The organism is Streptomyces sp. SAS_281, assembly GCF_052542855.1.
This window is the reverse complement of record NZ_JBMNDO010000088.1, coordinates 1-26,740: the sequence shown is the minus strand read 5'-3', so window position 1 is coordinate 26,740 and position 26,740 is coordinate 1. Positions and strand designations below refer to the sequence as shown.

The following is a 26,740-nucleotide window of genomic DNA, read 5'->3' as shown; positions in this document are numbered from 1 at the left end:
TCGCCGAGAGGCCCCGCGGGGGTCGGCTTGCACCTTGGGTGGAGCCGCCGGGCGGCTCGCTTTTCAGATCTGCCTCATCCACGCGGTACGGGGCCTGAGAGATTCAAGGGAGGATCTTGCTCCTTCGGCGCCCGGCACGGTGACCGGGACTCTCCCGCGCGGATTCAAGCGGCCTGTATGCAGTTGGCGGGGTCATCATCGCACGCATTCCGGGGGAGCGGCGCGCCGGGAGCGGTGCCGCTCGTCACGGTCTTCCGGCGGGTCGGACGGTTGTGCCGCATTACCTTTTCTTTACACTTCTGGGGTAGGTACCGGTCCTGCACGCGTCGGCCGTACGGCCAGGGGGAGGCGATGACGTTGCGCTACGCGACGACCGCGGGAACGACGAGCACCGCACTGCCCGCGCAGTCCGGCTCACCGCCCCGGCAGGCGGTGGGCACGCATCCGCCCGTCGTCCGGGACCTGCGCGGCCGGGCCGGGCGCGGCCCGCGCGCCCTGCGCTTCGCCGCCGGGGACGTCGTGGTGGTCTCCGGACTCCCCGGCAGCGGCAAGTCGACCCTGCTCTCCCGCACCGCCCCGGCGCACGCGGTCGACTCCCAGGACACCCGGGACCGCTGGGCCCGCCGGCTGCCCCGCTTACTCCCGTACGTCCTCTACCGCCCGCTCGTGCGCCTCGCCCACTACCGGGGCCTGCGGCGGGTGCTGCGCTCCGGCGCCTCCGTCGTCGTCCACGACTGCGGTACGCAGAGCTGGGTCCGCGCCCTGCTCGCCCGCCATGCCCGGCGCCGGGGCACCGGTCTGCACCTGGTCCTGCTCGACGTCTCCGCCCGGACCGCGCGCGAGGGCCAGCGCGAGCGCGGCCGGGGCGTCTCCGCGTACGCCTTCGCCCGGCACCGCAGAGCCGTGGGGCGGCTGCTGCGGGACACCGAGGCGGGACTGCTGCCGCGCGGCTGCGCCTCGGCGGTGCTGCTCGACCGCGAGGCGGCCGGGACGCTCACGCGCATCACGTTCGCAGACGCACAGACCGACGGCTGAAAACGGACCGTCCAACAGCCGGACAGTAGCCGGGCAGGGCGGTTTCCGGACAGGCCCCAGGGCCGACGGAGGCCGGGGGAGGCCGTACCCTCTTGCTGCACGGCAACGGGGCGAGAGGGAAGCAGTGGACATTCCGGCACAGGCCGGGAGCCTGCCGCAGGGCGGCTGGCCGGCCAACGAACTCGAAGAGGTGCTGGGCGCCTCGCTCGGCACCCCGGAGGCGGGCGGCCGCCTGCTGGAGGTGCTCGGCCGCAGCCACGTCTGGGTGCCGTTGCCCAACGGCGGCGGACCCGACGCCCGGGAACTCGATCTGCCCGCGATGGAGATCGACGGCACCGCGTACGTCCCCGTCTACAGCTCCGAGCACCAGTTCCTCACCTGCGTCGGCGACCGGATGTCCTTCACCGTCGCCCCCGCCGTGGAGTTCGCCCGCGGACTGCCCCCGCGGCTCGGCATCGCGGTGAACCCGGGCGGCGCCGTCGGCCTGCCGCTGCCGCCGCCCGCCGTCGCCGAGCTGTGCCGGGCCGGGCGCACCCCGCTCGACGGCCCGGCCACCGGGGGCCGGGTCCGGCTGTACGAGCCGGACTGGAAGGAGGAGCCCGTCGACTTCCTGGCCGCCGCGGCCGGCGAGTTCCAGGAGAGCGGCGTCGTCCGCACCGCCCGCCGGGTCCTGGCCAGCATCGAGGGCGACGACCCCGTGCTCTTCGTCGGCGTCGAGTTCTCCACCTGGGACGGCGCCGGACAGAGCGCCCCGATGGACGCCCTGGGCCGGGCGCTGGGCCGCGTCGCGGTGCCGTGGCCGGTCAACCTCGTCCTCCTCGACGTGGCGCAGGACCCGGTCGCCGACTGGATGCGCGATCGGGTGCGCCCCTTCTACACGCGCGTCCCGGAGTGACGGAGGCGGCGGCCGGCGTCAAGCCGGTGACGGCGCGGCGGCATAAGCTGGTTTGATGGCCGAAGGCCGATGCCCGGTGGCCGAAGCAGAGGATCTACGAGGGGCGGGACCCAGGGTGAGTGCGTCAGGCACCGCGGCGGCCGGTCAGGTCGAGCACATGCTGCGACAGGTCGCGCCCGGGCGCTACGACGCGTACGAGGCGCTCCTCCAGGCCCTGTCGGCAGGCCGGGTCTGGATGCTCCTCTGGCACGGCCGCCCCGGCGCCCCCGACGCCCAGTACGGGAACATGGAGGTCGAAGGACTCGGCTACGCCCCGTGCGTCACCTCCCCCCAGGAGCTCACCGCCAGCGGCTGGAGCCGGGACCACGAGGTGGTCGCCGGACTGGACATCGCCCGCGCCCTCTACCCCGACCGCTGGGGCGTCTGGCTCAATCCGCACGCCCCGGGCGGCGGCGTCGGCATCCCCTGGCTGGATCTGCGCCGCATCGCGACCGGCCTCGACCGGATGCCCGCCGGGCCGCTCAGGATCAGCGAACCGGCCATCGAGATCCCGCAGTTCTACGCCCAGCTCACGCAGAACGCCCACCACACCCCCGCGATCCGCTCGCTGCGCCGCGCCTGGGTGCAGCCCGCGCTCGGCGCCCCGTACCTCGCCGTCGGCCTCGACCTGTACGACACGAGCAGGCCGTCCGTGGACGCGGTGCGCGGGATGATGCGCCAGTCGATCGGCGCCGTCCCGGAGGGCCTGCCGGTCTCCACGGTCGCGATGTCCGACGAGTACGACCCGGTCGCGATGTGGCTGCGCGTCAACTCCCGCCCCTTCTACGACCGCGAGGCGCACGCCGCGCCCGGTTACGGGTATCCGCAGGCACCCGCGTACTGAGCCCGCGTCAGACCCTCGGCGAATCGGGGGCATTGCGGGCACTTCGGCGTTCCCGTGCGAAGTGTTCCTTTTCGCTGTTTTGTGACCGGGAAGCCCGCTTGCCGAGGCCGGCTGTTCGGATATCGGTTGCATTCTGACGTCATCACGTTTGAGCAAACATTCCCCGTCAGGTCTGGCGGGTGTGCGCGCAGTGGCTGAAGACTCCCACGCAACAGGTGCTCTGTGTCCGTAGTCGCCCCCCTTTCAGGTCAGGGTCCGACGGACGCCGTCACTCGAATCGGGCTATGTAGGAGCCGCTACCGCGGCGGTCACGGGCCGGCCACCGCCGGCCGAGAGGGGTCTCCAGCGCAATGACGGCACCTATCGAGACCACCAGGGCGGATACCCGGCCCGAAGCGGTGCTGGAAGGCGCGGGCCGCAAGGAGATCGAGGGCCGCTCGCTCGGCCGCATCGCCTGGACCCGCTTCAAGCGGGACAAGGCGGCGATGGCCGGTGGCATCGTTGTCGTCCTGCTGATCCTCACCGCGGTGTTGTCCAAGCCGCTCCAGTCGCTCCTGGGGCTCGACCCCGACGCGTTCAACCAGAGCCTGGTCGACCCCGTGATGCTGGCGCCCAAGGGCGACTTCGGCGGGATCAGCTGGGACCACCCGTTCGGCGTCGAACCGCAGACCGGCCGCGACATCTTCGCGCGCATCCTCGAAGGCTCCTGGGTCTCGCTCGTGGTCGCCGTCGGCTCCACGCTGCTCTCCGTCGTCATCGGCGTCGTCATGGGTGTCGTGGCCGGGTTCTACGGCGGCTGGGTGGACAGCCTGATCAGCCGGCTGATGGACACCTTCCTGGCCTTCCCGCTGCTGCTCTTCGCGATCTCCATCTCCGCCTCCCTCCAGGGCAACGCCTTCGGGATGGAAGGGCTCACGCTGCGGATCGCGGTCCTGATCTTCGTGATCGGCTTCTTCAGCTGGCCGTACATCGGCCGCATCGTGCGCGCGCAGACGCTGTCCCTCCGCGAGCGCGAGTTCGTGGAAGCCGCCAGGTCGCTGGGCGCCCGGGGGCCGTTCATCCTCTTCCGCGAACTGCTGCCCAACCTGGTCGCGCCGATCCTCGTGTACGCGACGCTGCTGATCCCCACGAACATCCTCTTCGAGGCGGCCCTGTCCTTCCTGGGCGTGGGTATCGCACCGCCGCAGGCGTCCTGGGGCGGCATGCTCACGCAGGCGGTCGACCTCTACGAGGTGGACCCGATGTTCATGGTCATCCCCGGCATGGCGATCTTCATCACCGTGCTGGCCTTCAACCTGCTGGGGGACGGGCTGCGTGACGCACTCGACCCTCGTGGCAAGTAAACGCGGCAGTGCCGCACAGGACTAGCGAGGGGGCTTTCCTCAGCATGCAGAACAGAAAGACAGCGGCGCTCGTTGCCGTCGCGATCGCGGTGTCGCTCGCCGCCACGGCGTGCAGCAAGGACTCGGACGGCGGCAGCGGCAAGGGCGGCGGTGGCGGCGGCAACGCCAAGGCCGACGCCGGTCTGACGAGCATCGTCAACCCGAGCACCAAGAAGGGCGGAACGGTCACCTACGAGCACTCCAGTGGCCCGGACTCCCTCGACCCCGGCAACACGTACTACGGCTGGGTGCAGAACTTCTCCCGCCTGTACGCCCGTTCGCTGGTGACGTTCAAGCCGGCCGCCGGCAAGGACAGCCTCCAGGTCGTCCCCGACCTCGCCACCGGTCTCGGCAAGGCGAGCGCGGACGCGAAGACCTGGACGTACACGCTCCGCAAGGGCGTGAAGTTCGAGGACGGCTCCGAGATCACCTCGCAGGACGTCAAGTACGCCGTCGAGCGCTCCAACTTCGCGCCGGAGGCCCTGTCCAACGGCCCGACGTACTTCAAGGCGTACCTCGAAGGCGGCGACAAGTACAAGGGTCCGTACAAGGACAAGTCCGCCGAGGGTCTGAAGTCCATCGAGACCCCGGACAAGTACACGATCGTCTTCCACCTGAGCAAGCCGTTCGCGGACATGGACTACCTGGCCGCGTTCTCGCAGACCGCGCCGATCCAGCAGAAGGCCGACACGGGCGCCAGCTACGTCCAGAAGATGGTCTCCTCGGGTCCGTACAAGTTCTCGGCGTACGACGAGAGCAAGGGCGCGACCCTGGTCCGCAACCCGGAGTGGGACCCGAAGACGGACCCGATCCGCAAGGCGCTGCCGGAGAAGATCCAGCTCAAGTTCAACGTCAACCCCACCACGGTCGACGAGCACCTGCTCAACGACGAGACCACCGCGGACATCGCGGGCACGGGTCTGCAGTCCAAGACCCAGCCCAAGGTCCTGGTCAAGGCGGCGGAGAAGGCGAAGACGGACAACCCGTACGCCGGCGCCCTGCAGTACCTCGCGCTGAACGTCAACGTGAAGCCGTTCGACAACGTCGAGTGCCGCAAGGCCGTCCAGTACGCCGTCGACAAGAAGAGCATGGTCGACTCGATCGGCGGCCCGGTCAAGGGCGACCCGGCGAGCACGGTCATCCCCCCGACCGTCGCGGGCTACAAGAAGTTCGACCTGTACCCGACCGAGGGCAGCAAGGGCGACGCGGCCAAGGCCAAGGAGCACCTGGCCAAGTGCGGTCACCCGGACGGCTTCAAGACCACGCTGACGGCGCGCTCCGACCGTCCTGACGAGGTCACCGCCGCCACGCAGCTGCAGAACAGCCTGAAGGCCATCGGCGTCACCGCCGAGATCAAGCAGTTCCCGGCGGACAAGTACTTCACCGACTTCGCGGGCGTCCCGGCCTGGGTCCACAAGAACAACGCGGGCATGATGATGATGGCCTGGGGTGCCGACTGGCCGACCGGCTTCGGCTTCCTCGACCAGATCGTCAACGGTTCGGCCATCAAGCCCTCCGGCGGCACCAACCTGATGGAGCTGAACGACAAGGGGATCAACGAACTCCTCGTCAAGGGCATCGGCACCGTCGACACCGCGCAGCGCAACGCCACGTGGGGCGAGGTCGACCAGAAGGTCATGGAGAACGCCTCGGTCGTTCCCCTCTTCTACCGCAAGAACCTGCTCTACCGCCCGGACTCCGCGGCGAACGTCACCGTCACCGACGCGTACCTCGGCATGTACGACTACGTGCTCATGACGTCCACCAAGTAGCGCCTGTTCATCAAAAGCATCCCCTGAAAGGCAGGTGAAGGCGCCGGGCGGCGGGGTTTCCCGCCCCACCCGCCCGGCGCCGCACGGCTGTGGCTGCGTATATCATCCGACGCGTATTCGCCGCGGTGTTGCTGCTGCTGGTGGTCAGCGCAGTCACGTTCGCGATCTTCTTCCTGGTGCCCCGCCTCGGCGGGCAGACCCTCGACTCCATGGCCGCCCAGTACGTGGGGAAGAGCCCCGACCCCGACGTCATCGCCGCGGTCAAGAAGAACCTGGGGCTGGACCAGCCCCTGTACCTCCAGTACTGGCACTTCATCAAGGGCATCGTGGCCGGCGCCCAGTACCAGTTCGGCCCGGACCCCGTCACGTGCAGCGCCCCGTGCTTCGGCTACTCGTTCAAGACGCACACCGAGATCTGGCCGCAGCTCGTGGACCGGGTCCCGGTCACGCTGTCGCTGGCCGTCGGTGCCGCCGTCATCTGGGTCGTCTCGGGTGTCGCCATCGGTGTCGTCTCCGCGCTGAAGCGGGGCTCGCTCTTCGACCGCCTCTCCATGGGCGTCGCCCTCGCCGGCGTCTCCCTCCCGATGTTCTTCACCGGCCTGGTCGTCCTGGCGCTCTTCGGCAACGGGGAGTACGTGCCCATCACCGAGGACCCGGTCGCCTGGGCGGGCAGCCTCGTCCTGCCCTGGTGCACGCTCGCCCTGCTCTACTCCGCGCTCTACGCCCGGCTCACCCGGGCCGGGATGCTGGAGACCATGAGCGAGGACTACATCCGGACCGCGCGCGCCAAGGGCCTCCAGGAGCGCAAGGTGGTCGTCAAGCACGGGCTGCGGTCCGCGCTCACCCCGCTGGTCACGATCTTCGGCATGGACTTCGCGCTGCTCCTCGGCGGCGCGGTCATCACCGAACGCGTCTTCTCCTTCCAGGGGCTCGGCGCCTTCGCGATCCAGGGCGTGACCACCGCCGACCTGCCCAAGGTGATGGGCGTGACCCTGGTCGCGGCCTTCTTCATCGTCATCTGCAACCTGCTGGTGGACCTCGTGTACGCCGCGATCGACCCCCGGGTGAGGCTCTCATGAGCGGCGCGACCAAGAAGGACTCGACCAAGGACTCGGCCACGAAGGACTCCCGGGCGGACGGGTCGGTCCCGGCCCCCCGCTCGGGCGACGGCCACCCGTTCCTCTCCGTACGCGACCTCAGCGTCCACTTCGACACCGACGACGGCCTGGTCAAGTCCGTGGACGGCGTCAGCTTCGACCTGGAGGCCGGCCGGACCCTCGGCATCGTCGGCGAGTCCGGCTCCGGCAAGTCCGTGACCTCGCTGGGGATCATGGGCCTGCACACCTCGGAGCGGGCCCGGATCGGCGGCGAGATCTGGCTGGAGGGCGAGGAGCTGATCGGCGCGGGCGCCGAGCACGTACGGCGGCTGCGCGGCCAGAAGATGGCCATGATCTTCCAGGACCCGCTGTCCGCCCTGCACCCGTACTACACGATCGGCACCCAGATCGTGGAGGCCCACCGGGTCCACCACAAGGTCGACAAGAAGACCGCGAAGAAGCGCGCCGTCGAGATGCTGGACCGGGTCGGCATCCCCGAGCCGCACCGCCGGTTCGACGACTACCCGCACCAGTTCTCCGGCGGTATGCGCCAGCGCGCGATGATCGCGATGGCCCTGGTCAACAACCCGCAGCTGCTCATCGCCGACGAGCCGACGACCGCCCTCGACGTCACCGTCCAGGCGCAGATCCTCGACCTGATCCGCGATCTGCAGAAGGAGTTCGGCTCCGCGGTCATCATGATCACCCACGACCTCGGTGTCGTCGCCGAGATCGCGGACGAGATCCTCGTGATGTACGCGGGCCGGTGCGTCGAGCGCGGCTCCGCCGAGAAGGTGTTCTACGAGCCCCAGCACCCGTACACCTGGGGCCTGCTCGGCTCGATGCCGCGGATCGACCGGGAGCAGACCGAGCGGCTGATCCCCGTCAAGGGATCGCCGCCCAGTCTCATCAACGTCCCGTCGGGCTGCGCCTTCCACCCGCGCTGCCCGTACGCCGACGTCCCGCCCGACAACCTCACCCGCACCGAGCGTCCCGAGCTGAAGCAGGTCGGCGACGGGCACTACTCCGCGTGCCACATGTCGCGTGAGCAGCGCGAACGTATCTGGACCGAAGAGATTGCGCCGAAGCTGTGACTGAGCTGAACAAGAAGACTCCCGCGCCGGCCGCGGCCGGGTCGGACGGGTCCGGCCCCGAACCGCTCCTCAAGGTGGACGGCCTGGTCAAGCACTTCCCGATCACCAAGGGCGTGCTGAAGCGCAAGGTCGGCGCGGTCCAGGCGGTCGACGGGCTCACCTTCGACGTGCGCCCCGGGGAGACCCTGGGCGTCGTCGGCGAGTCGGGCTGCGGCAAGTCGACCATGGGCCGGCTGGTGACCCGGCTGCTGGAACCGACCGGCGGCAAGGTCGAGTTCCAGGGACGCGACATCACCCACATGTCCGCCGGACGGCTGCGGCCGATGCGGCGCGACATCCAGATGATCTTCCAGGACCCGTACGGCTCGCTGAACCCGCGCCACACGGTCGGCGGGATCGTCTCCACCCCCTTCCGGCTCCAGGGCGTCAAGCCCGAGGGCGGTGTGAAGGCGGAGGTCCAGCGGCTGCTGGAGCTGGTCGGGCTCAACCCCGAGCACTACAACCGCTACCCGCACGAGTTCTCCGGCGGCCAGCGCCAGCGCATCGGCATCGCCCGGGCGCTCGCCCTCAAGCCGAAGCTGGTCGTCGCGGACGAACCGGTCTCCGCGCTGGACGTGTCGATCCAGGCGCAGGTGGTGAACCTGCTGGACGACCTCCAGGACGAGCTCGGGCTCACGTACATGATCATCGCGCACGACCTGTCGGTGATCCGCCACGTGTCGGACCGCATCGCGGTCATGTACCTCGGCAAGATCGTCGAGCTGGCCGACCGCACGTCGCTGTACCAGGCGCCGATGCACCCGTACACCAAGGCGCTGATGTCCGCGGTGCCCGTGCCCGATCCGCGCCGGCGCGGTGCCAAGAGCGACCGCATCCTGCTCAAGGGCGATGTGCCCTCGCCGATCTCGCCGCCCAGCGGCTGCCGGTTCCACACCCGGTGCTGGAAGGCGACGAAGGTCTGCGGGACGACCGAGCCGCCGCTGCTCCAGCTGAAGACCGGGCACCAGGTGGCCTGCCACCACCCGGAGAACGGCGAGGACCAGGTGCCGGGCGACGCCCCGCTGGTCGCGGACGTCATCACGGTCCGCTCGGCGCCCGCGGAGGAGCCCGCACAGGAGCCCGCGGCCGAGGCACCGCAGGAGCCCGCGAAGGCCGCCGAGCCCTCCGAACCCGCCCCGGACGGTACGAAGGAGTAGTACGGGCACAATTGCCCGGTGCTCAACGAACTGTTCACGCCCTCCGTCCAGCACGCGCTCGACATCGTGGGGATCTTCGTCTTCGCGATCTCGGGCGCCCTGCTCGCCGTACGCAAGAACTTCGATGTCTTCGGCATCGCGGTGCTCGCCGAGGTGACGGCGCTGGGCGGAGGGCTGTTCCGTGATCTGATCATCGGCGCGGTGCCGCCCGCAGCCTTCACGGACCTGGGGTACTTCACCACCCCGCTGCTCGCCGCCGGTCTGGTCTTCTTCCTCCACCCGCACGTGGAGCGCATCCAGGCCGGTGTGAACGTCTTCGACGCCGCCGGTCTCGGGCTGTTCTGCGTCACCGGCACGGTGAAGGCGTACGACTACGGGCTCGGCCTCACCTCGTCGGCGGCGCTCGGCCTGGCCACGGCGGTCGGCGGCGGTGTGCTCCGCGACGTACTGGCCAACGAGGTGCCGTCGCTGCTGCGCTGGGACCGGGACCTGTACGCGGTGCCCGCCATGGTGGGCGCCGCCATCATCGCGCTCTGCATCCGCTTCGACGCGCTCAACGCCCTGACCAGCGGCGCGGCCGTGATCACCGCGTTCGTCCTGCGCCTTCTCGCGCTCCGCTTCCACTGGCGGGCCCCGCGCGCCCACAACCGGCGCTCGGCGCGGGCGGAGGAGGCGTGACCTACGCGCCGAACCAAAAAGCTACCGCTCAGTAATACAATCGGTGTACGGTGCCTCCATGGCACAGGCAACCATCGGGGACAGCGAGTTCGACCAGGACACCGCGGTCACCCTGCGCGAAGAGGGCGTCTACGACGCGGAGCTCTCGGCGGGCTGGACGATCATCCAGGCCGTCAACGGCGGCTATCTCCTGGCGATGCTGGGCCGCGCGCTCGGCGAGGCCCTGCCGCACGCGGACCCGTTCTCCGTCTCCGCGCACTACCTCACCGCGTCCGTGCCCGGCCCGGCGGTGATCCGGACCCAGACCGTCCGCACCGGCCGCACCCTCTCCACCGGTCAGGCGTCCCTCTTCCAGTACGCCGAGGACGGCACCGAGGTCGAGCGCATCCGCGTCCTCGCCACCTACGGCGACCTGGACGCCCTCAGTGACGACGTCCGCACCTCCGCGAAGCCGCCGGCCATCCCGCCGCGCGAACACTGCCTCGGTCCCAGTGACGGACCGGCGCCGATCCCGGGCAGCTCCGCGATCACCGACCGGCTGGACATCAAGCTGGACCCGGCGACCATCGGCTGGGCGATCGGGCAGCCCTCCGGCAAGGGTGAGATGCGCGGCTGGTTCGGGCTGGCCGACGGCCGCGACGCCGACCCGCTCTCCCTGCTGCTCACCGTGGACGCGCTGCCGCCCACCTCGTTCGAGCTGGGGCTCAAGGGCTGGACCCCCACCATCGAGCTCACCACGCACATCCGCTGCCGTCCGGCCCCGGGCCCGCTCCGCGTCTCCATCACCACCCGCAACCTGGCGGGCGGCTTCCTGGAGGAGGACGCGGACGTCTGGGACAGCGCCGACCGCCTGGTCGCCCAGTCCCGCCAGCTCGCCCGCGCCCCGCGCGGCTGACCCCCTCCTGGTTCTCCCCGCGCGGCCGGCCCTCCCGGTCCTCGTTCTCAGGCGCCCTGTGCCGGCTCGTCGAGCCAGTGCAGGGCGCCCAGTGCGATGAGCCGCATCCGGCGCCCCGCCGTGCGGGCCACCCGCTCGTCGTCCGCCGGGCCCGCGTCCAGCAGGGCCGACGCGGTGGTCACCATGTGGTCCACATAGAGACCGCCCAGCATCAGCAGGTCCTCCTCGGCCCAGCCCTTCGACTCCGGCTCCGCCGCGAGGGCCGCCGCCACCTCCTCGGCGAACAGCCGCAGCTGCGCCGCGATGGCCTCCCGGACCGGGCCCACCCCGCCGTGCTGCTCCCGCGCGATGAAGCGGAAGTGCGCGGGCTGATCCCGAACGTGACGTCGTATCAGCTGCACGCTCCGGTCGAGCCGGACCTCGCTGTCGCCCGTCTCGGCGAGTATCGCGCCGATCATGCCGTGCAGGCTGCCCAGCGTCTGTTCGACCAGGGCCACCCCAAGCGCGGGCACGCTTCCGAAGTGCCGGTAGAAGGCCGTGGGCGTGATGCCGGCCGCCCGGGTCACCTCGCGCAGCCCGAGGCTGCTCAGGCTCTGCTCCGCCAGCAGCCCCAGGGCGGCGTCGAGCAGCGCCTGGCGCGTCTTCAGCTTCCGGCTCTCGCGGATGCCGTTCCCTCGGATTCCGGCGGTGTGACTCATGCCATTCAGTAAACAACTGTTCTCCGGGCCGGGGAAGAGGCGGACAGGTTTAGACTCGTAAGTCAGTGAACAGTCGTTCTCTGAATGGTCCGTCCGCACATGGAAAGGCCGAACATGATCGTCCTCGTCGCCGCACTGCTCCTGCTGGGGATCGTGCTGGGAGCGGTGGCCCAGATCCCCCTTCCGCTGTCGCTCGTCCTGGGCGCCCTCATCGGCTGCTGGCTGCTGGTCTTCGCCGTGCGCGAGCGGGCACGGGGTTCCCGGTGAGCGCGCCGGTGCAAGCCGCCCCGCGCTCCCGCCGGGACGCCGACGGGCTCGCCGTCGCCTCGTTCGTGCTGGGGCTCGTCGGGCTGCTGGTGATGAACCTCCTGCTGGGCCCCGCCGCCATCGTCATGGCGCTCGTGGCCCTGGCCCGCTCCACCGAACGGCGCGGCCGCGCCTTCCTCGGCCTCGCGCTCGGCGTCGCCGACCTGGTGGTCCTCGCCTTCCTGGTCACCGGAAACGGCACCGTCTCCTGGGGCTTCGGCGGCTGATCCGCGCCGCCGCACACGGTGCGCGGGCCGCAGGACCCCATGCGCCCGCCGTACGCCCCGCCGGGGGCTCGTAGAATCGAGCCCACCATGGCTTACCTCGACCACGCCGCCACCACCCCGATGCTTCCCGAGGCGATTGCGGCGATGACCGCGCAGCTCGCCGTCACGGGCAACGCGTCCTCACTCCACGCCGCCGGGCGCCGGGCCCGCCGTACCGTCGAGGAGTCCCGGGAATCCCTCGCCGACGCCCTCGGCGCACGCCCCAGCGAGGTGGTCTTCACCTCCGGCGGCACCGAGTCGGACAACCTCGCGGTGAAGGGCCTGTACTGGGCCCGCCGCGACGCCGACCCCCGCCGCACCCGGGTCCTCGCCAGCCCCGTCGAGCACCACGCCGTCCTCGACGCCGTCGACTGGCTGGCCGCCCACGAGGGCGCGACCGTCGAGTACCTCCCCGTCGACCGGCACGGGCGCGTCCACCCCGAGGTGCTGCGCGAGGCGGTCCTGCGCGACCCGGACGACATCGCGCTGATCACCGTGATGTGGGCCAACAACGAGATCGGCACCATTCTGCCGGTACGCGAACTGGCCGAAGTGGCCCGCGAGTTCGGGATCCCGATGCACGCCGACGCGGTCCAGGCGTTCGGCCAGCTCGACGTGGACTTCGCCGCGTCCGGGCTCGCCGCGATGACCGTCAGCGCGCACAAGATCGGCGGGCCCACCGGCGTCGGCGCGCTGCTGCTCGGCCGCGAGTACACCCCGGTGCCCGTGCTGCACGGCGGCGGGCAGGAGCGCCATGTGCGCTCGGGCACCCTGGACGTGCCCGGCATCGCCTCGTTCGCCGTCGCCGGAAGGATCGCCGCCGACCGGCGCGAGGACTTCGCCCGGGAGACCGGCGCGCTCCGCGACGAGCTGGCCGCCGCCGTCCTGGCGGAGGTCCCCGACGCCCTCCTGGGCGGCGACCCGGCACCGGGCGGCCGGCTGCCGGCCAACGCGCACTTCACCTTCCCCGGCTGCGAGGGCGACTCGCTCCTGCTGCTGCTGGACGCCCAGGGCATCGAGTGCTCCACGGGCTCCGCCTGCACCGCGGGGATCGCCCAGCCCAGCCATGTGCTGCTCGCCACGGGCACCGACCCGGACCTGGCCCGGGGCACCCTGCGCTTCTCGCTCGGCCACACCTCGACCAAGCAGGACGTCCAGGACGTGGCCCGGGCGATCGGCCCGGCGGTGGAACGGGCGCGGTCGGCGGGGCTCAGCTAGAGCGTTTCCCGGACGTGGCCGCGCGCCGCACCAGCTCCATGTAGCGGTCCCAGTCCCAGCCGCGGCCCGGGTCCGTGTGGTCGGCGCCCGGCACCTCCACGTGCCCGATGATGTGCTCGCGGTCCACGGGGATGTCGTACCGCGCGCATATCGCCGCGGTGAGCTTGGCCGACGCCCCGTACATCGCGGTGGTGAAGCCCTGCGGGCGCTCCACGAAGCCCTCGTGCTCGATGCCCACGCTGCGTTCGTTGTACGAGCGGTTGCCCGCGTGGAACGCCACGTCCAGCTCGCGGATCATCTGCGTCACATGCCCGTCCTTGCGCACCACGTAGTGCGCCGCAGCCCGGTGCCCCGGGTCCTGGAAGGCGCGGACCGCGCTGTCGAAGCCGCCCTGGGTGACGTGGATGACCACCCGGTCGATGCCGTAGTCGTCGGGGCGGTCGGCCCGCCGCCAGTTCGCCTCCGCCGCCGCCACCCACCGCGCCCCCGCGTAATCCACCGCCCCCGGGGTGCGCGGCTTCTCCACGCCCGGCAGCCGCCACCAGGTGCGCTTCAGCCGGTCCCGCGCCAGCACCGCCGTGCCCACGGCCGTGACGGCACCGCCGATCAGCACCGAGCGCCGGCTGATCCCGGTCCCGGTGCCGCCGCCGTCCGTCCCCTTGGTCCCCATGAGACGGACAACGCTTATCCGTGAGCTTTCGGTTCCCGCCCCCACGTACCCTGGTGGGGCTATGACTGAGACTCCCCAGCGCCCCCTCCGTGTGCTCGCCGCCATGTCGGGCGGTGTCGACTCCGCCGTCGCCGCGGCCCGCGCCGCCGAGGCGGGCCACGACGTGACCGGTGTGCACCTCGCCCTCTCCGCGAACCCGCAGTCCTTCCGGACCGGTGCCCGGGGCTGTTGCACCATCGAGGACTCCCGCGACGCCCGCCGCGCCGCGGACGTCATCGGTATCCCCTTCTACGTCTGGGACCTGGCGGAACGCTTCCGCGAGGACGTCGTGGAGGACTTCGTGGCCGAGTACGAGGCGGGGCGCACCCCCAACCCGTGCCTGCGCTGCAACGAGAAGATCAAGTTCGCCGCCCTCCTCGACAAGGCCCTCGCGCTCGGCTTCGACGCCGTGTGCACCGGCCACTACGCCACCGTCGTCACCGGCGCCGACGGCAACCGCGAACTGCACCGAGCCTCGGACATGGCCAAGGACCAGAGCTATGTGCTCGGCGTCCTGGACGAGCGCCAGCTCGCCCACGCGATGTTCCCGCTCGGCGACACCCTCACCACCAAGGACGAGATCCGCGCCGAGGCCGAGCGCCGGGGCCTCGCGGTCGCCAAGAAGCCCGACAGCCACGACATCTGCTTCATCGCGGACGGCGACACCCAGGGCTTCCTCGCGGACCGCCTCGGCGGCAGGGCGGAGGGCGACATCCTGGACGAGTCCGGTACGAAGGTGGGCACCCACGAGGGCGCCTTCGGCTTCACCATCGGCCAGCGCAAGGGCCTGCGCATCGGCCACCCGGCCCCCGACGGCAAACCGCGCTACGTCCTGGACATCTCCCCGGTGAACAACACGGTGACCGTCGGCCCCGCCGAGGCCCTGGACGTCACCGCGCTCACCGCGATCAAGCCCCGCTGGTGCGGGACGCCCCCGTCCGGCCCGGGGACGTACACCGCCCAGCTCCGCGCCCACGGCGGCGAGACCGAGGTGACCGCCGAGCTGACCGACGCCACCCTGCACGTCACGTTCACCGAACCGGTGCGGGGCGTCGCCCCCGGCCAGGCGGTCGTCCTGTACGACGGCACCCGCGTGGTCGGCTCCGCGACGATCGCGACGACGGTCCGCCGGGAGCGCGCGACGGCGGGCTGAGTCCCCGTCCGCCAGGCAAGCCCGCACGGCCACGCCCGACCCCAGTACGGGCGTGGCCGCGCGGGGCGCTTTCGTGGCGGTGCCACGGATTTCAGGGTCCGCCACAGCGGCCCCCGCCGCATCCGGGCGGCCGTCCCGGCCGGGGCCGTCGTGGTCAGCGCGCGACCAGCTCCGCGTCGTAGAAGCAGAAGTGGTCCTTGATCGCCTCGACCTCGGCCTTCGGCTCCTCGTACGCCCAGACCAGGTCGGCGGCTCCGGGCAGCGACCAGTAGGACGCGTCCCCCTTGAACGGGCAGTGCGTGCGGGTGTCCGACGGCGTCAGCAGCTCCGTACGGACGTCCTCGGGCGGCAGGTAGTAGCGGACCGGACAGCCGGTCTCGCGCAGGACGAGCGGGCGGCGGCTCTCGGCGAGCAGGAGCCCGTCGCGTACCACGCGGACGTGCTCCGTGCCGGGCTCGACGGTGATGCGGTGTCCTCGGATGGAAGTCATACCTCTCACAGCCCCTCCCGGTGCGTGATTCTTCCCCGCCTGCGGGCCCCCGTCCGCCTGGCCTTACCGTGGCAGTCATGAACATCTGCGTCTTCCTCTCCGCCGCCGACCTCCCCGACCGCTACACCGTGCCCGCCCGCGAATTCGCCGAGCTGCTGGGGCGCGCCGGGCACACCCTGGTCTGGGGCGGCTCCGAGAGCGGCCTGATGAAGGTCGTCGCGGACGGCGTCCAGGAGGCGGGCGGAAAGCTGGTCGGGGTCTCCGTGGACTTCCTGGCCGCCAAGGCCCGTACCAACGCGGACGAGATGGTCATCGCCCGCGACCTCGCCGAGCGCAAGGCGCTCCTGCTCGCGAAGTCCGACGCCGTCGTGATCATGGTCGGCGGCACCGGGACGCTGGACGAGGCGACCGAGATCCTGGAGCTGAAGAAGCACGGCAAGCACACCAAGCCGGTCGTCCTGCTCAACACCGCGGGCTTCTACGACGGCCTGCGCGAGCAGTTCCAGCGCATGGAGGACGAGGGCTTCCTGCCCCTCCCGCTGACCGAGCTGGTCTTCTTCGCGGAGGACGGCGTCGGCGCCCTGGCCTACCTGGAGGAGTCGGCCGGCCTGCAGTGATGTGACGTACGGGGCCCGGGCGGCGGATGCGACGATGGGGCCATGTCCACTCACCTCATCACCGGTGCCGGTTCCGGCATCGGCGCAGCGGTCGCCCGGCGCCTCACCGAGCGCGGCGACGACCTCGTCCTGCTGGCCCGCGACGCGGGCCGCGCCAAGGAGCTCGCCGCGCTCCACCCCGGCGCCCGCACCCTCGTCGGCGACCTGTCCAACCCGGACCGGCTCTCCTGGGCCCTCGCCCAGCAGACCGTGCCGGAACGGCTCGACTCGCTGCTGCACATCGCGGGCGTGGTCGAGCTGGGCCCGGTCGGTGAGCTGACCCCCAAGGCGTGGCACTACCAGCTCAACGCCAACCTCGTCGCCCCCGCCGAGCTGACCCGCCTCACCCTGCCCCAGCTGCGCGTCGCCCAGGGCCACGTGCTCTTCGTCAACTCCGGCGCCGGGCTCTCCGCGAGCCCCGAGTGGAGCGCGTACGCAGCCAGCAAGCACGGCCTGAAGGCGCTCGCGGACTCGCTGCGCCACGAGGAGCACGGCAACGGCGTCCGCGTCACCACCGTCTACCCGGGCCGCACCGCCAGCCCCATGCAGGAGAAGGTCCACCGGCAGGAGGGCAAGGAGTACGACCCCGCCCGCTGGATCGACCCCGAGTCCGTCGCCACCACCATCCTGATGGCGCTCGACCTGCCCCGCGACGCCGAGGTCAACGACCTCACCGTGCGTCCCGGCCGCTGATCGCGGGGCCGTACGCTTCTCGCGTGAGCGAGATCAGCGTGTTCAGGGACTGCCCGGCCACCGGGATCGGTTCGATGCCCGGGGGAGACGCCCGGGAGGCGGCGAAGACCGTCGCCGGCTCCTTCGGTGACGGCGAGGGCATGCCGTACCTGGCGGAACTCCCGGCGCGGGGGCCCGGCGCCGACATGACCGGCCGCACGATCGGACTCCTCTCCGAGCTGTACGGGCACGTCGAGCCCAGCGGCTGGCGGATCAGCGACCGGCCCGGCCGCGACACCCGCCGGGCCCGGTCCTGGCTGGGCGAGGACCTGGACGCCCTGGAGGAGTTCACCCAGGGCTACGAGGGCCCGCTCAAGATCCAGGCCGTGGGGCCCTGGACCCTCGCCGCCGCCCTGGAACGCCGGGGCGGCGAGGCGTTCCTCGGCGACCCCGGCGCCTGCCGCGACCTCGCGGACTCGCTCGCCGAGGGGCTGCGCGGCCACCTCGCCGAGGTGCGGCGCCGGGTGCCCGGGGCGCGCCTCGCCCTCCAGCTGGACGAGCCGTCGCTCACCGCCGTGCTGCGCGGCCGGGTCAGGACCGCCAGCGGCTACCGCACGTACCGGGCCGTGGACCGCCAGGCCGTGGAGGCCACCCTGCGCGAGGTCCTCGCCGCGGCCGGCGAAGTGGCCACGCTGGTGCACACCTGTGCCCCCGAGGTGCCGTTCGCGCTGCTGCGCCGGGCCGGGGCGGACGGCATCTCCTTCGACCTCTCCCTGCTCACCGAGCGTGAGGAGGAGGCGGTCGGGGAAGCCGTCGAGGGCGGCACCCGGATGTTCTTCGGGGTCGTACCGGGCACCGACCCGGCCTCGGGCGGATTGTCCGACCCGGGCGGTAGCGTCATGGGTGTCAGGACGCTGTGGCGCAGGCTGGGGCTGAATCCGGGGACTCTGACCGAGTCCGTGACGGTCACCCCCTCGTGCGGACTCGCGGGTGCGTCGCCCGCGTACGCACGGGCCGCGCTCGCCCACTGCGCCCGGGCCGCGAGATCGCTCGCAGACAACCCTGAGTAGCGGGACGCTGGGTAACGGGAGGACGGGACGATGGCCGGCGAAGAGCAGACAGCGGTGCCAGTCGAGGCGCAGGAGAGGCACAAGCTCCTCGCGGAGCAGATCGAGGAGCACCGCTTCCGGTATTACGTGAACGACCAGCCGGTCGTCAGCGACGCCGAGTTCGACCGGCTGCTGCGGGAACTGGAGGCCCTGGAGGAGTCCCACCCGCCGCTGCGCACCCCGGACTCGCCGACCCAGAAGGTCGCCGGGCCGTACCGCACGGAGTTCACGTCGGTCGAGCACCGCGAGCCGATGCTCTCCCTGGACAACGCCTTCGACGACGAGGAGCTGGCCGCCTGGGGCGAGCGCATCGCCCGGGACGTCGGCTCGCCCGGCTACCACTTCCTGTGCGAGCTGAAGATCGACGGCCTCGCCGTCAACCTCACCTACGAGCACGGCGTGCTGACCCGCGCCGCGACCCGGGGCGACGGCCGCACCGGCGAGGACATCACGCCCAACGTCCGCACCATCGCCGACATCCCGCACCGGCTGAAGGGCGACCGCATCCCGCCGCTCGTCGAGGTCCGCGGCGAGGTCTTCTTCCCGATGGAGGGGTTCGAGGAGCTGAACGCCCGGCTGGTGGAGGCCGACGACAAGCCCTTCGCCAACCCGCGTAACGCGGCGGCCGGTTCGCTGCGCCAGAAGGACCCGAAGGTCACCGCGACCCGCCCGCTGCACATGGTGGTGCACGGCATCGGCGCCCGCGAGGGCTTCGACATCGACCGCCTGTCGCACGCCTACGAACTGCTGCACGAGTGGGGCCTGCCCACCGCCAAGTACAACAAGGTGGTCGACTCCCTCGACGGCGTACGGGAGTTCATCGCCTACTTCGGCGAGCACCGGCACTCCGTGGAGCACGAGATCGACGGCGTCGTCGTCAAGCTGGACGAGATCCCGCTCCAGGGCCGCCTGGGCTCGACCTCCCGCGCCCCGCGCTGGGCCATCGCCTGGAAGTACGCGCCGGAGGAGGTCAACAGCAAGCTGGTCAACATCCGCGTCGGCGTCGGCCGCACCGGCCGCGTCACCCCGTACGCCCAGGTCGAGCCGGTCGTGGTGGCGGGCTCCGAGGTCGAGTTCGCGACCCTGCACAACCAGAACGTGGTCCGGGCGAAGGGCGTCCTGATCGGCGACACGGTGGTGCTGCGCAAGGCCGGTGACGTGATCCCGGAGATCCTCGGCCCGGTCGCCGACCTCCGTGACGGCACCGAGCGGGCGTTCGTCATGCCGACCCACTGCCCCGAGTGCGGCACGGAGCTGAAGCCCATGAAGGAGGCGGACGTCGACGTCCGCTGCCCCAACGCCCGCTCCTGCCCCGCCCAGTTGCGCGAGCGCGTCTCCTACCTCGCCGGCCGCAAGTGCCTCGACATCGACCACTTCGGCTACGTGGTCGCCGCCGCGCTGACCGCACCGCTCGAGCCCGCCGAACCGCCGCTGCGCGACGAGGGCGACCTCTTCGGGCTGACCATGGACGAGCTGCTGCCCATCCGGGCCTACGTCCGCGACCCGGACAGCGGGCTGCCCAAGCGCGACCCGAAGACCGGCGAGGAGAAGGTCGCCCGGGTCTTCGCCAACCAGCAGGGCGAGCCCAAGAAGAACGCCCTCGCGATGCTCGACGCCATCGCGGCGGCCAAGGAGGCCCCGCTGGCCCGCATCCTGACCGGGCTCTCCATCCGCCACGTCGGCCCGGTCGCGGCCCGGGAGCTGGCCCGCCAGTTCCGCTCCATGGACCGCATCGAGGAGGCCACCGAGCAGGAGCTGATCGACGCCGACGGCGTCGGGCCGATCATCGCGGCCTCCGTCAAGCAGTGGCTGGCCGAGGACTGGCACCGCGAGATCCTGCGCAAGTGGCGCGAGGCCGGCGTCCGGATGGAGGACGAGGGGGCCGGCGAGGACGAGGGCCCCCGCCCCCTCGAAGGGCTCACCGTCGTCGTCACGGGCACGCTGACCGGGCACACCAGGGATGGCGCGAAAGAGGCCCTGCAGAGCCGGGGCGCGAAGGTCACCGGTTCCGTTTCCAAGAAGACCGCCTTCGTCGTCGTCGGGGACAACCCCGGCTCCAAGTACGACAAAGCGGTCCAGCTGAAGGTCCCCGTCCTGGACGAGACCGGCTTCGCCGTCCTGCTCACCGAGGGCCCGGACGCGGCCCGCGATGCGGCGGTCCCGGCCGGGGAACCGGCCCCGGAGGCGGGTGGCGCATCCGGAGCGTGAACGGCCGCCGACACTCGGTCGGCCTCACCCGATCGGCGCATACCAGATGCTGACGGATAGTCGGTTCGCATTCGGGCAAGAGCGGTAGACCGCTGCCCGTAGCAGCCCTCCGCGGCCTACTGTGGTCAGACGCGCCCTCGACCTGGCCACCGGGCGGGCCGGGACGCGTCGTGGCTCGGAACGCATTCATCGGGTGACATCGGCATCGCCGGCTGTGAGAGGGACGGAATGAAACCGACCGAGAGCGCCGCACCGGTGGCGCGGCTGCAAGGTTTCGCGGGACCCGCGCCCCAAGTGGGCGCCGTCCTGCTGGCCCTCGCCACGATCCAGCTCGCGACGGGCTTCTCCCGGGCCCTCAGCGAGGGGCGCGCCCTCTTCCCGGACGGCCGGGCCGGCTGGTCGCTGGCCGTCCTCACCGGCATCGTCGTCGGCCACCTCGTCGCGCTCGGCCGCGACCGCTGGTGGGGCGGCACCGGCTCCGGCGCCGCCCTCACCCTGGCCGTCCTGCTGCTGTACGGCTGGGTGCCCGCCGGTCTGGTCAGCCTCGTCGTGGTCGTCCTCGTCGGCGTGGCCCGCAGACACCGCTGGTGGCAGGGGCTGCTGCACGGCGCCGTGGACATCCTCGGGGTCGGCGCGGCGGCCCTGGTGCTCGCCGCGTTCGGCGAGGTGCAGTCCGTCGAGACGCCCTGGCGGCCACTCGACTGGGGCATCGACGCCGTCCCGGAAGTCCTGCTCGCCGCCTTCACCTATCTGCTGGTGACCCGGCTCCTGCTGTGGTACTCGCGGGCCCAGCCCGGCGGCGGCCTGCCCACCGTCGCCCGCACCGCGCTGCTGCGCCAGGGTCTCGTCGCGGTCGCCCTGGTCGGCATCGCCCCGCTGATCTGCGTCGTCGCGATGGCCCGGCCGGTCCTGCTGCCGCTCTTCGCCGTACCGCTGATCGCGCTCGACTCCACGCTGTGGATCGCCCGCGCCCGGGCCGAGGAGCAGCTGAAGGACCCGTTGACCGGGCTGCCCAACCGCCAGTGGCTGCTGGAGCGGACCTGGGCCGCGCTGGAGGAGGCGGAGAGCGTCGGCAACCGGGCCGCCCTGGTCCTCATCGACCTCGACCGCTTCCGGGCCGTCAACGACACCCTCGGCCACCTGGCGGGCGACCGGCTGCTGCTCCAGATCGCGGAGCGGCTCCGGCTCGCCCTGCCGCGCGGCGCCGAGGCGGCCCGGCTGGGCGGCGACGAGTTCGCGGTCCTGCTGCCCACCGCCGACTCCACCACCAGCGCCCAGCGCGTCGCCCGCCACCTGGTCGCCGAGCTGTCGTCCCCGCTCGATCTGGACGGGCTGACCCTGGTCCTGGAGGCCAGCGCGGGCGTCGCCGTCTTCCCGGACCACGCGGTGGACGCGGAGGGGCTGCTGCGCCGGGCCGACGTGGCGATGTACCAGGCCAAGCGGGACCGCACCGGTGTGGAGGTGTACGAGTCCAAGCGCGACAGCAACACCCCGGACCGGCTCGGCCTCCTCGGCGACCTGCGCCGCGCGCTGGACGCGGGCGAGGTGGAGCTGCACTACCAGCCCAAGGTCCGCTTCGACGGCCAGGTCGCCGGGCTCGAAGCACTGGTGCGCTGGGTGCACCCGGAGCGCGGAAGAGTGCCCCCGGACGAGTTCATCGCCATCGCGGAGTCGTCCGGGCTGATGCCGCACCTCACCGAGTACGTCCTGGAGACGGCGCTCGCCCAGGTCGCCCGGTGGCGGGCCCAGGGCCTCTTCGTGCCCGTCGCGGTCAACGTCTCGCCCCGCGATGTGCACACCCCCGGGTTCGCCGGCGGCGTCGCGGCCCGGCTCGCCCGGCACGGCGTCCCGGCGGGCGCTCTCCAGCTGGAGATAACGGAACACGTGCTCCTGGAGGACCCGCAGCGGGCGGCGGACACGCTTGCCGGGCTGACCGGGCACGGCGTGAAGATGTCCCTGGACGACTTCGGCACCGGGTACTCCTCACTGGTCCATCTGCGCCGGCTGCCGGTCAGCGAGCTGAAGATCGACCGCTCGTTCGTGGCGCGGCTCGCCATCGACCACGAGGACGCCGAGATCGTCCGCTGCACCATCGACCTGGCCCACTCGCTCGGCCTGCTGGTCGTGGCCGAGGGCGTCGAGGACGACGAGACCTGGGAGCGGCTGCGGGACCTGCGGTGCGACGCGGTCCAGGGCTGGCTGGTGGCGGCCGCGATGCCGCCCCAGGAGACCACCGCCTGGCTGCGGGCGCGGGGCGAGCACGGCTGGCGCCGCCCGGCCGAACTGGCCGCGGCGGCGGGGGCGGCCACCCCGGCCCCCGCCGCGACGCCCGCGGCGGCCCCGGCGGCCCCGGCGGCCGAGTTGGAACAGCGCCCCTCGGGCCGCCCGGCGGGCCCGCGCCCGGCGACGACGTAGCGGCCTCCCGCAAAGACCACGGAGCGGCCTCCCGCAAAACCGTGTCCTCAGCCGTGTGGCCGACCCCATAGGATTGGGGGCCGGCGGCACATTTCCACCTGCCGCGCGACGCCTGGCACGCACGCTCGCCGCGTTGCCGAAACGCCCGAGTGGCTCCGCCGCCACGAGGGCGCTCCGGCGCCTTGCGAGCGCACGCGCCGGACGCCGCGCGGCCCGTCCTCCGGACGGACGGTGGAAAGGTGCCGCCGGCCCCCGGCAAACCACACACCAACCCCTGAGGATCGCTGCATGCCTGGCATCACGCGCGAGGAGGTCGCCCACCTCGCCCGGCTGGCGCGTCTGGAGCTGAAGGGCGAAGAGCTCGATCACTTCGCCGGACAGCTCGACGACATCATCGGCGCGGTCGCCCGCGTTTCCGAGGTCGCCGACCAAGACGTACCGCCGACCTCCCACCCGCTGCCGCTGACGAACGTCATGCGGGCGGACGTCGTCCGTCCGTCTCTCACCCCCGAGCAGGCGCTCTCCGGCGCCCCGGCCCAGGAGCAGCAGCGTTTCAAGGTGCCGCAGATCCTGGGGGAGGACTAGCAGTCATGACCGACATCAGCAGCATCATCAAGCTCACCGCGGCCGAGATCGCCGCGAAGATCGCCTCCGGCGAGCTCACCGCCGTCCAGGTCACCGAGGCCCACCTCGCGCGGATCGACGCCGTGGACGAGAAGGTGCACGCCTTCCTGCACGTCGACCGCGAGGGCGCGCTCGCCCAGGCCCGTGCCGTGGACGCCAAGAGGGCGGCCGGCGAGAAGCTGGGCCCGCTGGCCGGCGTCCCGCTCGCGCTCAAGGACATCTTCACCACGAAGGACATGCCGACCACCGTCGGCTCGAAGATCCTCGAGGGCTGGGTCCCGCCGTACGACGCCACCCTCACCCGGAAGCTGAAGGCGGCCGACGTCGTCATCCTCGGCAAGACCAACATGGACGAGTTCGCCATGGGGTCCTCCACCGAGAACAGCGCCTACGGCCCCACCGGCAACCCCTGGGACCTCACCCGGATCCCCGGTGGCTCCGGCGGCGGCTCCTCCGCCGCCCTCGCCGCGTACGAGGCCCCGCTCGCCATCGGCACGGACACCGGCGGCTCCATCCGCCAGCCCGCCGCCGTCACCGGCACGGTCGGCGTCAAGCCCACCTACGGCGGCGTCTCCCGCTACGGCATGGTCGCCTTCTCGTCCTCCCTCGACCAGGGCGGCCCCTGCGCCCGTACGGTCCTGGACGCGGCCCTGCTGCACGAGGCGATCGCCGGGCACGACCCGATGGACTCGACGTCGATCGACGCGCCGGTCCCGCCGGTCGTGGAGGCCGCGCGCAACGGCTCCGTCCAGGGCATGCGCGTCGGGGTCGTCAAGCAGTTCTCCGGCGAGGGCTACCAGGCCGGGGTCGTCCAGCGCTTCAACGAGTCGGTCGAGCTGCTGAAGTCGCTCGGCGCCACGGTCGTGGAGCTGGACTGCCCGACGTTCGACCTGGCGCTCTCGGCGTACTACCTGATCGCGCCGTCCGAGTGCTCCTCGAACCTCGCCCGGTTCGACGCCATGCGCTACGGCCTGCGCGTCGGGGACGACGGCACGAAGTCCGCCGAGGACGTCACCGCGCTCACCCGCGAGGCCGGTTTCGGCGACGAGGTCAAGCGCCGCGTCATCCTCGGCACGTACGCGCTGAGCTCCGGCTACTACGACGCGTACTACGGCTCCGCGCAGAAGGTCCGCACGCTGATCACGCGCGAGTTCGAGCAGGCGTTCGAGCAGGTGGACGTGATCGTCTCGCCGACCACGCCCACCACCGCCTTCCCGATCGGCGAGCGCGCCGACGACCCGATGGCGATGTACCTGGCCGACCTGTGCACCATTCCGACCAACCTCGCCGGCAACGCCGCCATGTCGCTGCCCTGCGGCCTGGCGCCCGAGGACGGCCTGCCCGTCGGGCTCCAGATCATCGCCCCCGCGATGAAGGACGACCGGCTGTACAAGGTCGGAGCCGCCGTCGAGGCCGCTTTCGTGGAAAAGTGGGGACACCCGCTGATCGAGGAGGCTCCTTCGCTATGAGCGCCGCCATGACCAAGAAGGCCAAGAACTTCAAGAAGTCGAAGACCGGGCTGTACGTATCGATGGGCACCACCGCCTTCGGCGCGCTCAGCGTCGCCAAGCAGGCGAAGCTGGCCCGCTCGGACAACGACACGCTGCGCCTCATCGACGCCGCCGTGTCCGCCGCGGCGATCGTGACCGGCCTCGCGATCCTCTATCGCGAACTGAAGCGTCTCGGCGACGACGACGTACTGCTGGGCTGAGAGGGAAAGTTTTCCGTGACTGTCATCGACCTGGAGTCGTACGAGGACGCCCTCGCGACGTACGACCCCGTCATGGGCCTTGAGGTCCATGTGGAGCTCGGCACCAAGACGAAGATGTTCTGCGGCTGCTCCACCGAGCTGGGGCAGGACGCCAACACACAGACCTGCCCCGTCTGCCTCGGGCTGCCCGGCGCGCTGCCGGTCGTCAACGAGATCGGCGTGGAGTCCGCGATCAAGATCGGCCTCGCGCTGAACTGCGAGATCGCCGAATGGTGCCGCTTCGCCCGGAAGAACTACTTCTATCCGGACATGCCGAAGAACTTCCAGACCTCCCAGTACGACGAGCCGATCGCCTTCAACGGCTATCTGGACGTCCAGCTGGAGGACGGCGAGGTCTTCCGGGTGCAGATCGAACGCGCCCACATGGAGGAGGACACCGGCAAGTCGACGCACGTCGGCGGCGCCACCGGCCGTATCCACGGCGCGTCCCACTCCCTGCTCGACTACAACCGCGCGGGCATCCCGCTCATCGAGATCGTCACCAAGCCGATCGAGGGAGCGGGCGCACGCGCCCCCGAGGTCGCCAAGGCGTACGTCGCCGAGCTGCGCGAGCTCATCAAGGCGCTCGGCGTCTCCGAGGCCCGCATGGAGATGGGCCAGATGCGCTGCGACGTCAACCTGTCGCTGCGCCCGCACGGCACCGAGACCTTCGGTACGCGCTCCGAGACGAAGAACGTGAACTCGCTGCGTTCCGTCGAGCGCGCCGCCCGCTTCGAGATCCAGCGCCACGCCGCGGTGCTGAACTCCGGCGGCACGATCGTGCAGGAGACCCGGCACTTCCACGAGGAGGACGGCTCCACCACGGCCGGCCGCATCAAGGACAACGCCGAGGACTACCGCTACTTCCCCGAGCCCGACCTCGTGCCGGTCGCCCCGGCCCGGGAGTGGGTCGAGGAGCTGCGGGGCGGCCTCCCGGAGCTGCCGCGGGTCCGCCGCGCCCGGCTCAAGGAGGAGTGGGGCGTCTCCGAGCACGACATGCAGTCCATCCTCAACGCGGGCGCGGTCGACCTGATCGTCGCCACGACCGAGGCGGGCGCCCCCTCGGACCAGGCCCGGAAGTGGTGGATGGGCGAACTGGCCCGTAACGCCAACGAGACCGGCCGCGGCCTGGACGAGCTGCCCGTCACCCCGGCGCAGGTCGCCCGGGTCGCCGAGCTCGTCGCCGCGGGCGACCTCAACGACAAGCTGGCCCGCCAGGTCCTGGAGGGCGTGCTCGCCGGCGAGGGCGACCCGGACACCGTGGTCGAGAAGCGCGGCCTGAAGGTCGTCTCCGACGAGGGCGCGCTGTCCACCGCCGTGGACGAGGCCATCGCGGGCAACGCCGCCATCGCGGACAAGATCCGCAGCGGCAAGGTCGCGGCGGCCGGTGCCCTGGTCGGCGCGGTCATGAAGGCGACCCGCGGTCAGGCGGACGCGGCCCGGGTGCGCGAGCTGATCCTGGAGAAGCTCGGCGTCGAGGGCTGAGCCCTCCCGTACGGCCCGAAGGGGCGGTGTTCCCGGTCCACGGACCGGGAACAC

At 71.7% G+C, this 26,740-nt stretch carries 26 protein-coding genes and 1 riboswitch; of the genes, 23 read left to right on the top strand and 3 right to left on the bottom strand.

Translation table 11 applies throughout. The annotated features are described in order from the left end of the window. Window positions 1-73: 73 nt before the first annotated feature. A riboswitch (glycine riboswitch) is annotated at window positions 74-167 on the bottom strand. A gap of 184 nt (window positions 168-351) precedes the next feature. The 10 genes from ACN6LM_RS27450 (at window position 352) to ACN6LM_RS27405 (ending at window position 10,927) form a co-directional block, all read left to right on the top strand. Further along, window positions 352-1,035 (top strand): AAA family ATPase, encoded by a 684-nt coding sequence (locus ACN6LM_RS27450; protein ID WP_445068061.1) that lies wholly within the window; start codon window positions 352-354, stop codon window positions 1,033-1,035. A 124-nt stretch (window positions 1,036-1,159) separates the two neighbouring features. Then, entirely contained in the window at window positions 1,160-1,930 is a 771-nt protein-coding gene (locus ACN6LM_RS27445) for an enhanced serine sensitivity protein SseB (protein ID WP_445068060.1), read from the top strand. Window positions 1,931-2,045: 115 nt separating this feature from the next. Continuing rightward, window positions 2,046-2,813, top strand: a complete 768-nt coding sequence (locus ACN6LM_RS27440; protein ID WP_425808560.1) for an enhanced serine sensitivity protein SseB C-terminal domain-containing protein — start codon at window positions 2,046-2,048, stop codon at window positions 2,811-2,813. Window positions 2,814-3,163: 350 nt separating this feature from the next. Next, on the top strand, window positions 3,164-4,156 hold the full coding sequence (locus ACN6LM_RS27435; RefSeq protein WP_445068059.1) for an ABC transporter permease: 993 nt from the start codon (window positions 3,164-3,166) through the stop codon (window positions 4,154-4,156). Window positions 4,157-4,200: 44 nt separating this feature from the next. Beyond that, the gene (locus tag ACN6LM_RS27430; protein ID WP_445068058.1) at window positions 4,201-5,967 is read left to right on the top strand and encodes an ABC transporter substrate-binding protein; all 1,767 of its coding nucleotides are present in this window, start codon (window positions 4,201-4,203) and stop codon (window positions 5,965-5,967) included. Between the two features lie 89 nt (window positions 5,968-6,056). Next, a complete protein-coding gene (locus tag ACN6LM_RS27425; protein ID WP_445068057.1) occupies window positions 6,057-7,046 on the top strand; it encodes an ABC transporter permease in 990 nt (329 codons plus the stop codon). Further along, the gene (locus ACN6LM_RS27420) at window positions 7,043-8,158 is read left to right on the top strand and encodes an ABC transporter ATP-binding protein (RefSeq protein WP_445068056.1); all 1,116 of its coding nucleotides are present in this window, start codon (window positions 7,043-7,045) and stop codon (window positions 8,156-8,158) included. The genes ACN6LM_RS27425 and ACN6LM_RS27420 overlap by 4 nt, the downstream gene beginning before the upstream one ends. Continuing rightward, on the top strand, window positions 8,155-9,354 hold the full coding sequence (locus ACN6LM_RS27415; RefSeq protein WP_445068055.1) for an ABC transporter ATP-binding protein: 1,200 nt from the start codon (window positions 8,155-8,157) through the stop codon (window positions 9,352-9,354). The genes ACN6LM_RS27420 and ACN6LM_RS27415 overlap by 4 nt, the downstream gene beginning before the upstream one ends. An 18-nt stretch (window positions 9,355-9,372) precedes the next feature. Continuing rightward, a complete protein-coding gene (locus tag ACN6LM_RS27410; RefSeq protein WP_445068054.1) occupies window positions 9,373-10,032 on the top strand; it encodes a trimeric intracellular cation channel family protein in 660 nt (219 codons plus the stop codon). A gap of 58 nt (window positions 10,033-10,090) precedes the next feature. After that, a complete protein-coding gene (locus tag ACN6LM_RS27405; RefSeq protein ID WP_445068053.1) occupies window positions 10,091-10,927 on the top strand; it encodes a thioesterase family protein in 837 nt (278 codons plus the stop codon). Window positions 10,928-10,974: 47 nt separating this feature from the next. On the opposite strand, the gene ACN6LM_RS27400 is transcribed toward ACN6LM_RS27405, so the two are convergent. Continuing rightward, on the bottom strand, window positions 10,975-11,625 hold the full coding sequence (locus ACN6LM_RS27400) for a TetR family transcriptional regulator (RefSeq protein WP_445068052.1): 651 nt from the start codon (window positions 11,623-11,625) through the stop codon (window positions 10,975-10,977). A 99-nt stretch (window positions 11,626-11,724) separates the two neighbouring features. Here ACN6LM_RS27400 and ACN6LM_RS27395 point away from each other — a divergent pair, with 99 nt between their 5' ends. From ACN6LM_RS27395 to ACN6LM_RS27385, 3 genes are all read left to right on the top strand, one after another. After that, window positions 11,725-11,892: a hypothetical protein gene (locus ACN6LM_RS27395; protein ID WP_445068068.1), complete on the top strand. Its 168-nt coding sequence runs from the start codon at window positions 11,725-11,727 to the stop codon at window positions 11,890-11,892. Next, window positions 11,889-12,158 (top strand): DUF4190 domain-containing protein, encoded by a 270-nt coding sequence (locus tag ACN6LM_RS27390; protein WP_445068051.1) that lies wholly within the window; start codon window positions 11,889-11,891, stop codon window positions 12,156-12,158. The genes ACN6LM_RS27395 and ACN6LM_RS27390 overlap by 4 nt, the downstream gene beginning before the upstream one ends. Before the next feature lie 87 nt (window positions 12,159-12,245). Further along, entirely contained in the window at window positions 12,246-13,415 is a 1,170-nt protein-coding gene (locus ACN6LM_RS27385; protein WP_445068050.1) for a cysteine desulfurase family protein, read from the top strand. Here ACN6LM_RS27385 and ACN6LM_RS27380 read toward each other — a convergent pair. After that, window positions 13,408-14,085, bottom strand: a complete 678-nt coding sequence (locus ACN6LM_RS27380; protein ID WP_445068049.1) for an N-acetylmuramoyl-L-alanine amidase — start codon at window positions 14,083-14,085, stop codon at window positions 13,408-13,410. The two genes, ACN6LM_RS27385 and ACN6LM_RS27380, sit on opposite strands and share 8 nt — an antisense overlap. A 61-nt stretch (window positions 14,086-14,146) precedes the next feature. Between ACN6LM_RS27380 and mnmA the strand changes: the two genes are divergently transcribed. Next, on the top strand, window positions 14,147-15,277 hold the full coding sequence (gene mnmA, locus ACN6LM_RS27375) for a tRNA 2-thiouridine(34) synthase MnmA (protein WP_445068048.1): 1,131 nt from the start codon (window positions 14,147-14,149) through the stop codon (window positions 15,275-15,277). A 154-nt stretch (window positions 15,278-15,431) separates the two neighbouring features. Here mnmA and ACN6LM_RS27370 read toward each other — a convergent pair whose 3' ends face one another. Then, entirely contained in the window at window positions 15,432-15,767 is a 336-nt protein-coding gene (locus tag ACN6LM_RS27370; protein ID WP_361019892.1) for a DUF427 domain-containing protein, read from the bottom strand. Window positions 15,768-15,844: 77 nt separating this feature from the next. Here ACN6LM_RS27370 and ACN6LM_RS27365 point away from each other — a divergent pair, with 77 nt between their 5' ends. The 9 genes from ACN6LM_RS27365 to gatB all read left to right on the top strand — a co-directional run bounded on the left by ACN6LM_RS27365 (window position 15,845) and on the right by gatB (window position 26,686). After that, window positions 15,845-16,384: an LOG family protein gene (locus tag ACN6LM_RS27365; RefSeq protein ID WP_445068047.1), complete on the top strand. Its 540-nt coding sequence runs from the start codon at window positions 15,845-15,847 to the stop codon at window positions 16,382-16,384. A 42-nt stretch (window positions 16,385-16,426) separates the two neighbouring features. Next, entirely contained in the window at window positions 16,427-17,116 is a 690-nt protein-coding gene (locus tag ACN6LM_RS27360) for an SDR family oxidoreductase (RefSeq protein WP_445068046.1), read from the top strand. A 23-nt stretch (window positions 17,117-17,139) separates the two neighbouring features. Then, a complete protein-coding gene (locus tag ACN6LM_RS27355; protein WP_445068045.1) occupies window positions 17,140-18,165 on the top strand; it encodes a methionine synthase in 1,026 nt (341 codons plus the stop codon). Window positions 18,166-18,195: 30 nt separating this feature from the next. Next, the gene (gene ligA, locus ACN6LM_RS27350; RefSeq protein ID WP_445068044.1) at window positions 18,196-20,412 is read left to right on the top strand and encodes an NAD-dependent DNA ligase LigA; all 2,217 of its coding nucleotides are present in this window, start codon (window positions 18,196-18,198) and stop codon (window positions 20,410-20,412) included. A 228-nt stretch (window positions 20,413-20,640) separates the two neighbouring features. Beyond that, window positions 20,641-22,827, top strand: coding sequence for a putative bifunctional diguanylate cyclase/phosphodiesterase (locus ACN6LM_RS27345; protein WP_445068043.1), 2,187 nt, complete (start codon window positions 20,641-20,643; stop codon window positions 22,825-22,827). 288 nt (window positions 22,828-23,115) lie between these two features. Further along, on the top strand, window positions 23,116-23,412 hold the full coding sequence (gene gatC, locus ACN6LM_RS27340) for an Asp-tRNA(Asn)/Glu-tRNA(Gln) amidotransferase subunit GatC (protein ID WP_018102521.1): 297 nt from the start codon (window positions 23,116-23,118) through the stop codon (window positions 23,410-23,412). A gap of 5 nt (window positions 23,413-23,417) precedes the next feature. Next, entirely contained in the window at window positions 23,418-24,920 is a 1,503-nt protein-coding gene (gene gatA, locus ACN6LM_RS27335; protein ID WP_445068042.1) for an Asp-tRNA(Asn)/Glu-tRNA(Gln) amidotransferase subunit GatA, read from the top strand. Window positions 24,921-24,928: 8 nt separating this feature from the next. Further along, window positions 24,929-25,162, top strand: coding sequence for a hypothetical protein (locus tag ACN6LM_RS27330; protein ID WP_361020034.1), 234 nt, complete (start codon window positions 24,929-24,931; stop codon window positions 25,160-25,162). 15 nt (window positions 25,163-25,177) lie between these two features. Continuing rightward, window positions 25,178-26,686 carry an Asp-tRNA(Asn)/Glu-tRNA(Gln) amidotransferase subunit GatB gene (gene gatB / locus ACN6LM_RS27325; RefSeq protein ID WP_445068041.1) on the top strand — a complete coding sequence of 503 codons (1,509 nt, stop codon included), beginning with the start codon at window positions 25,178-25,180 and terminating at the stop codon, window positions 26,684-26,686. Window positions 26,687-26,740: the final 54 nt, after the last annotated feature.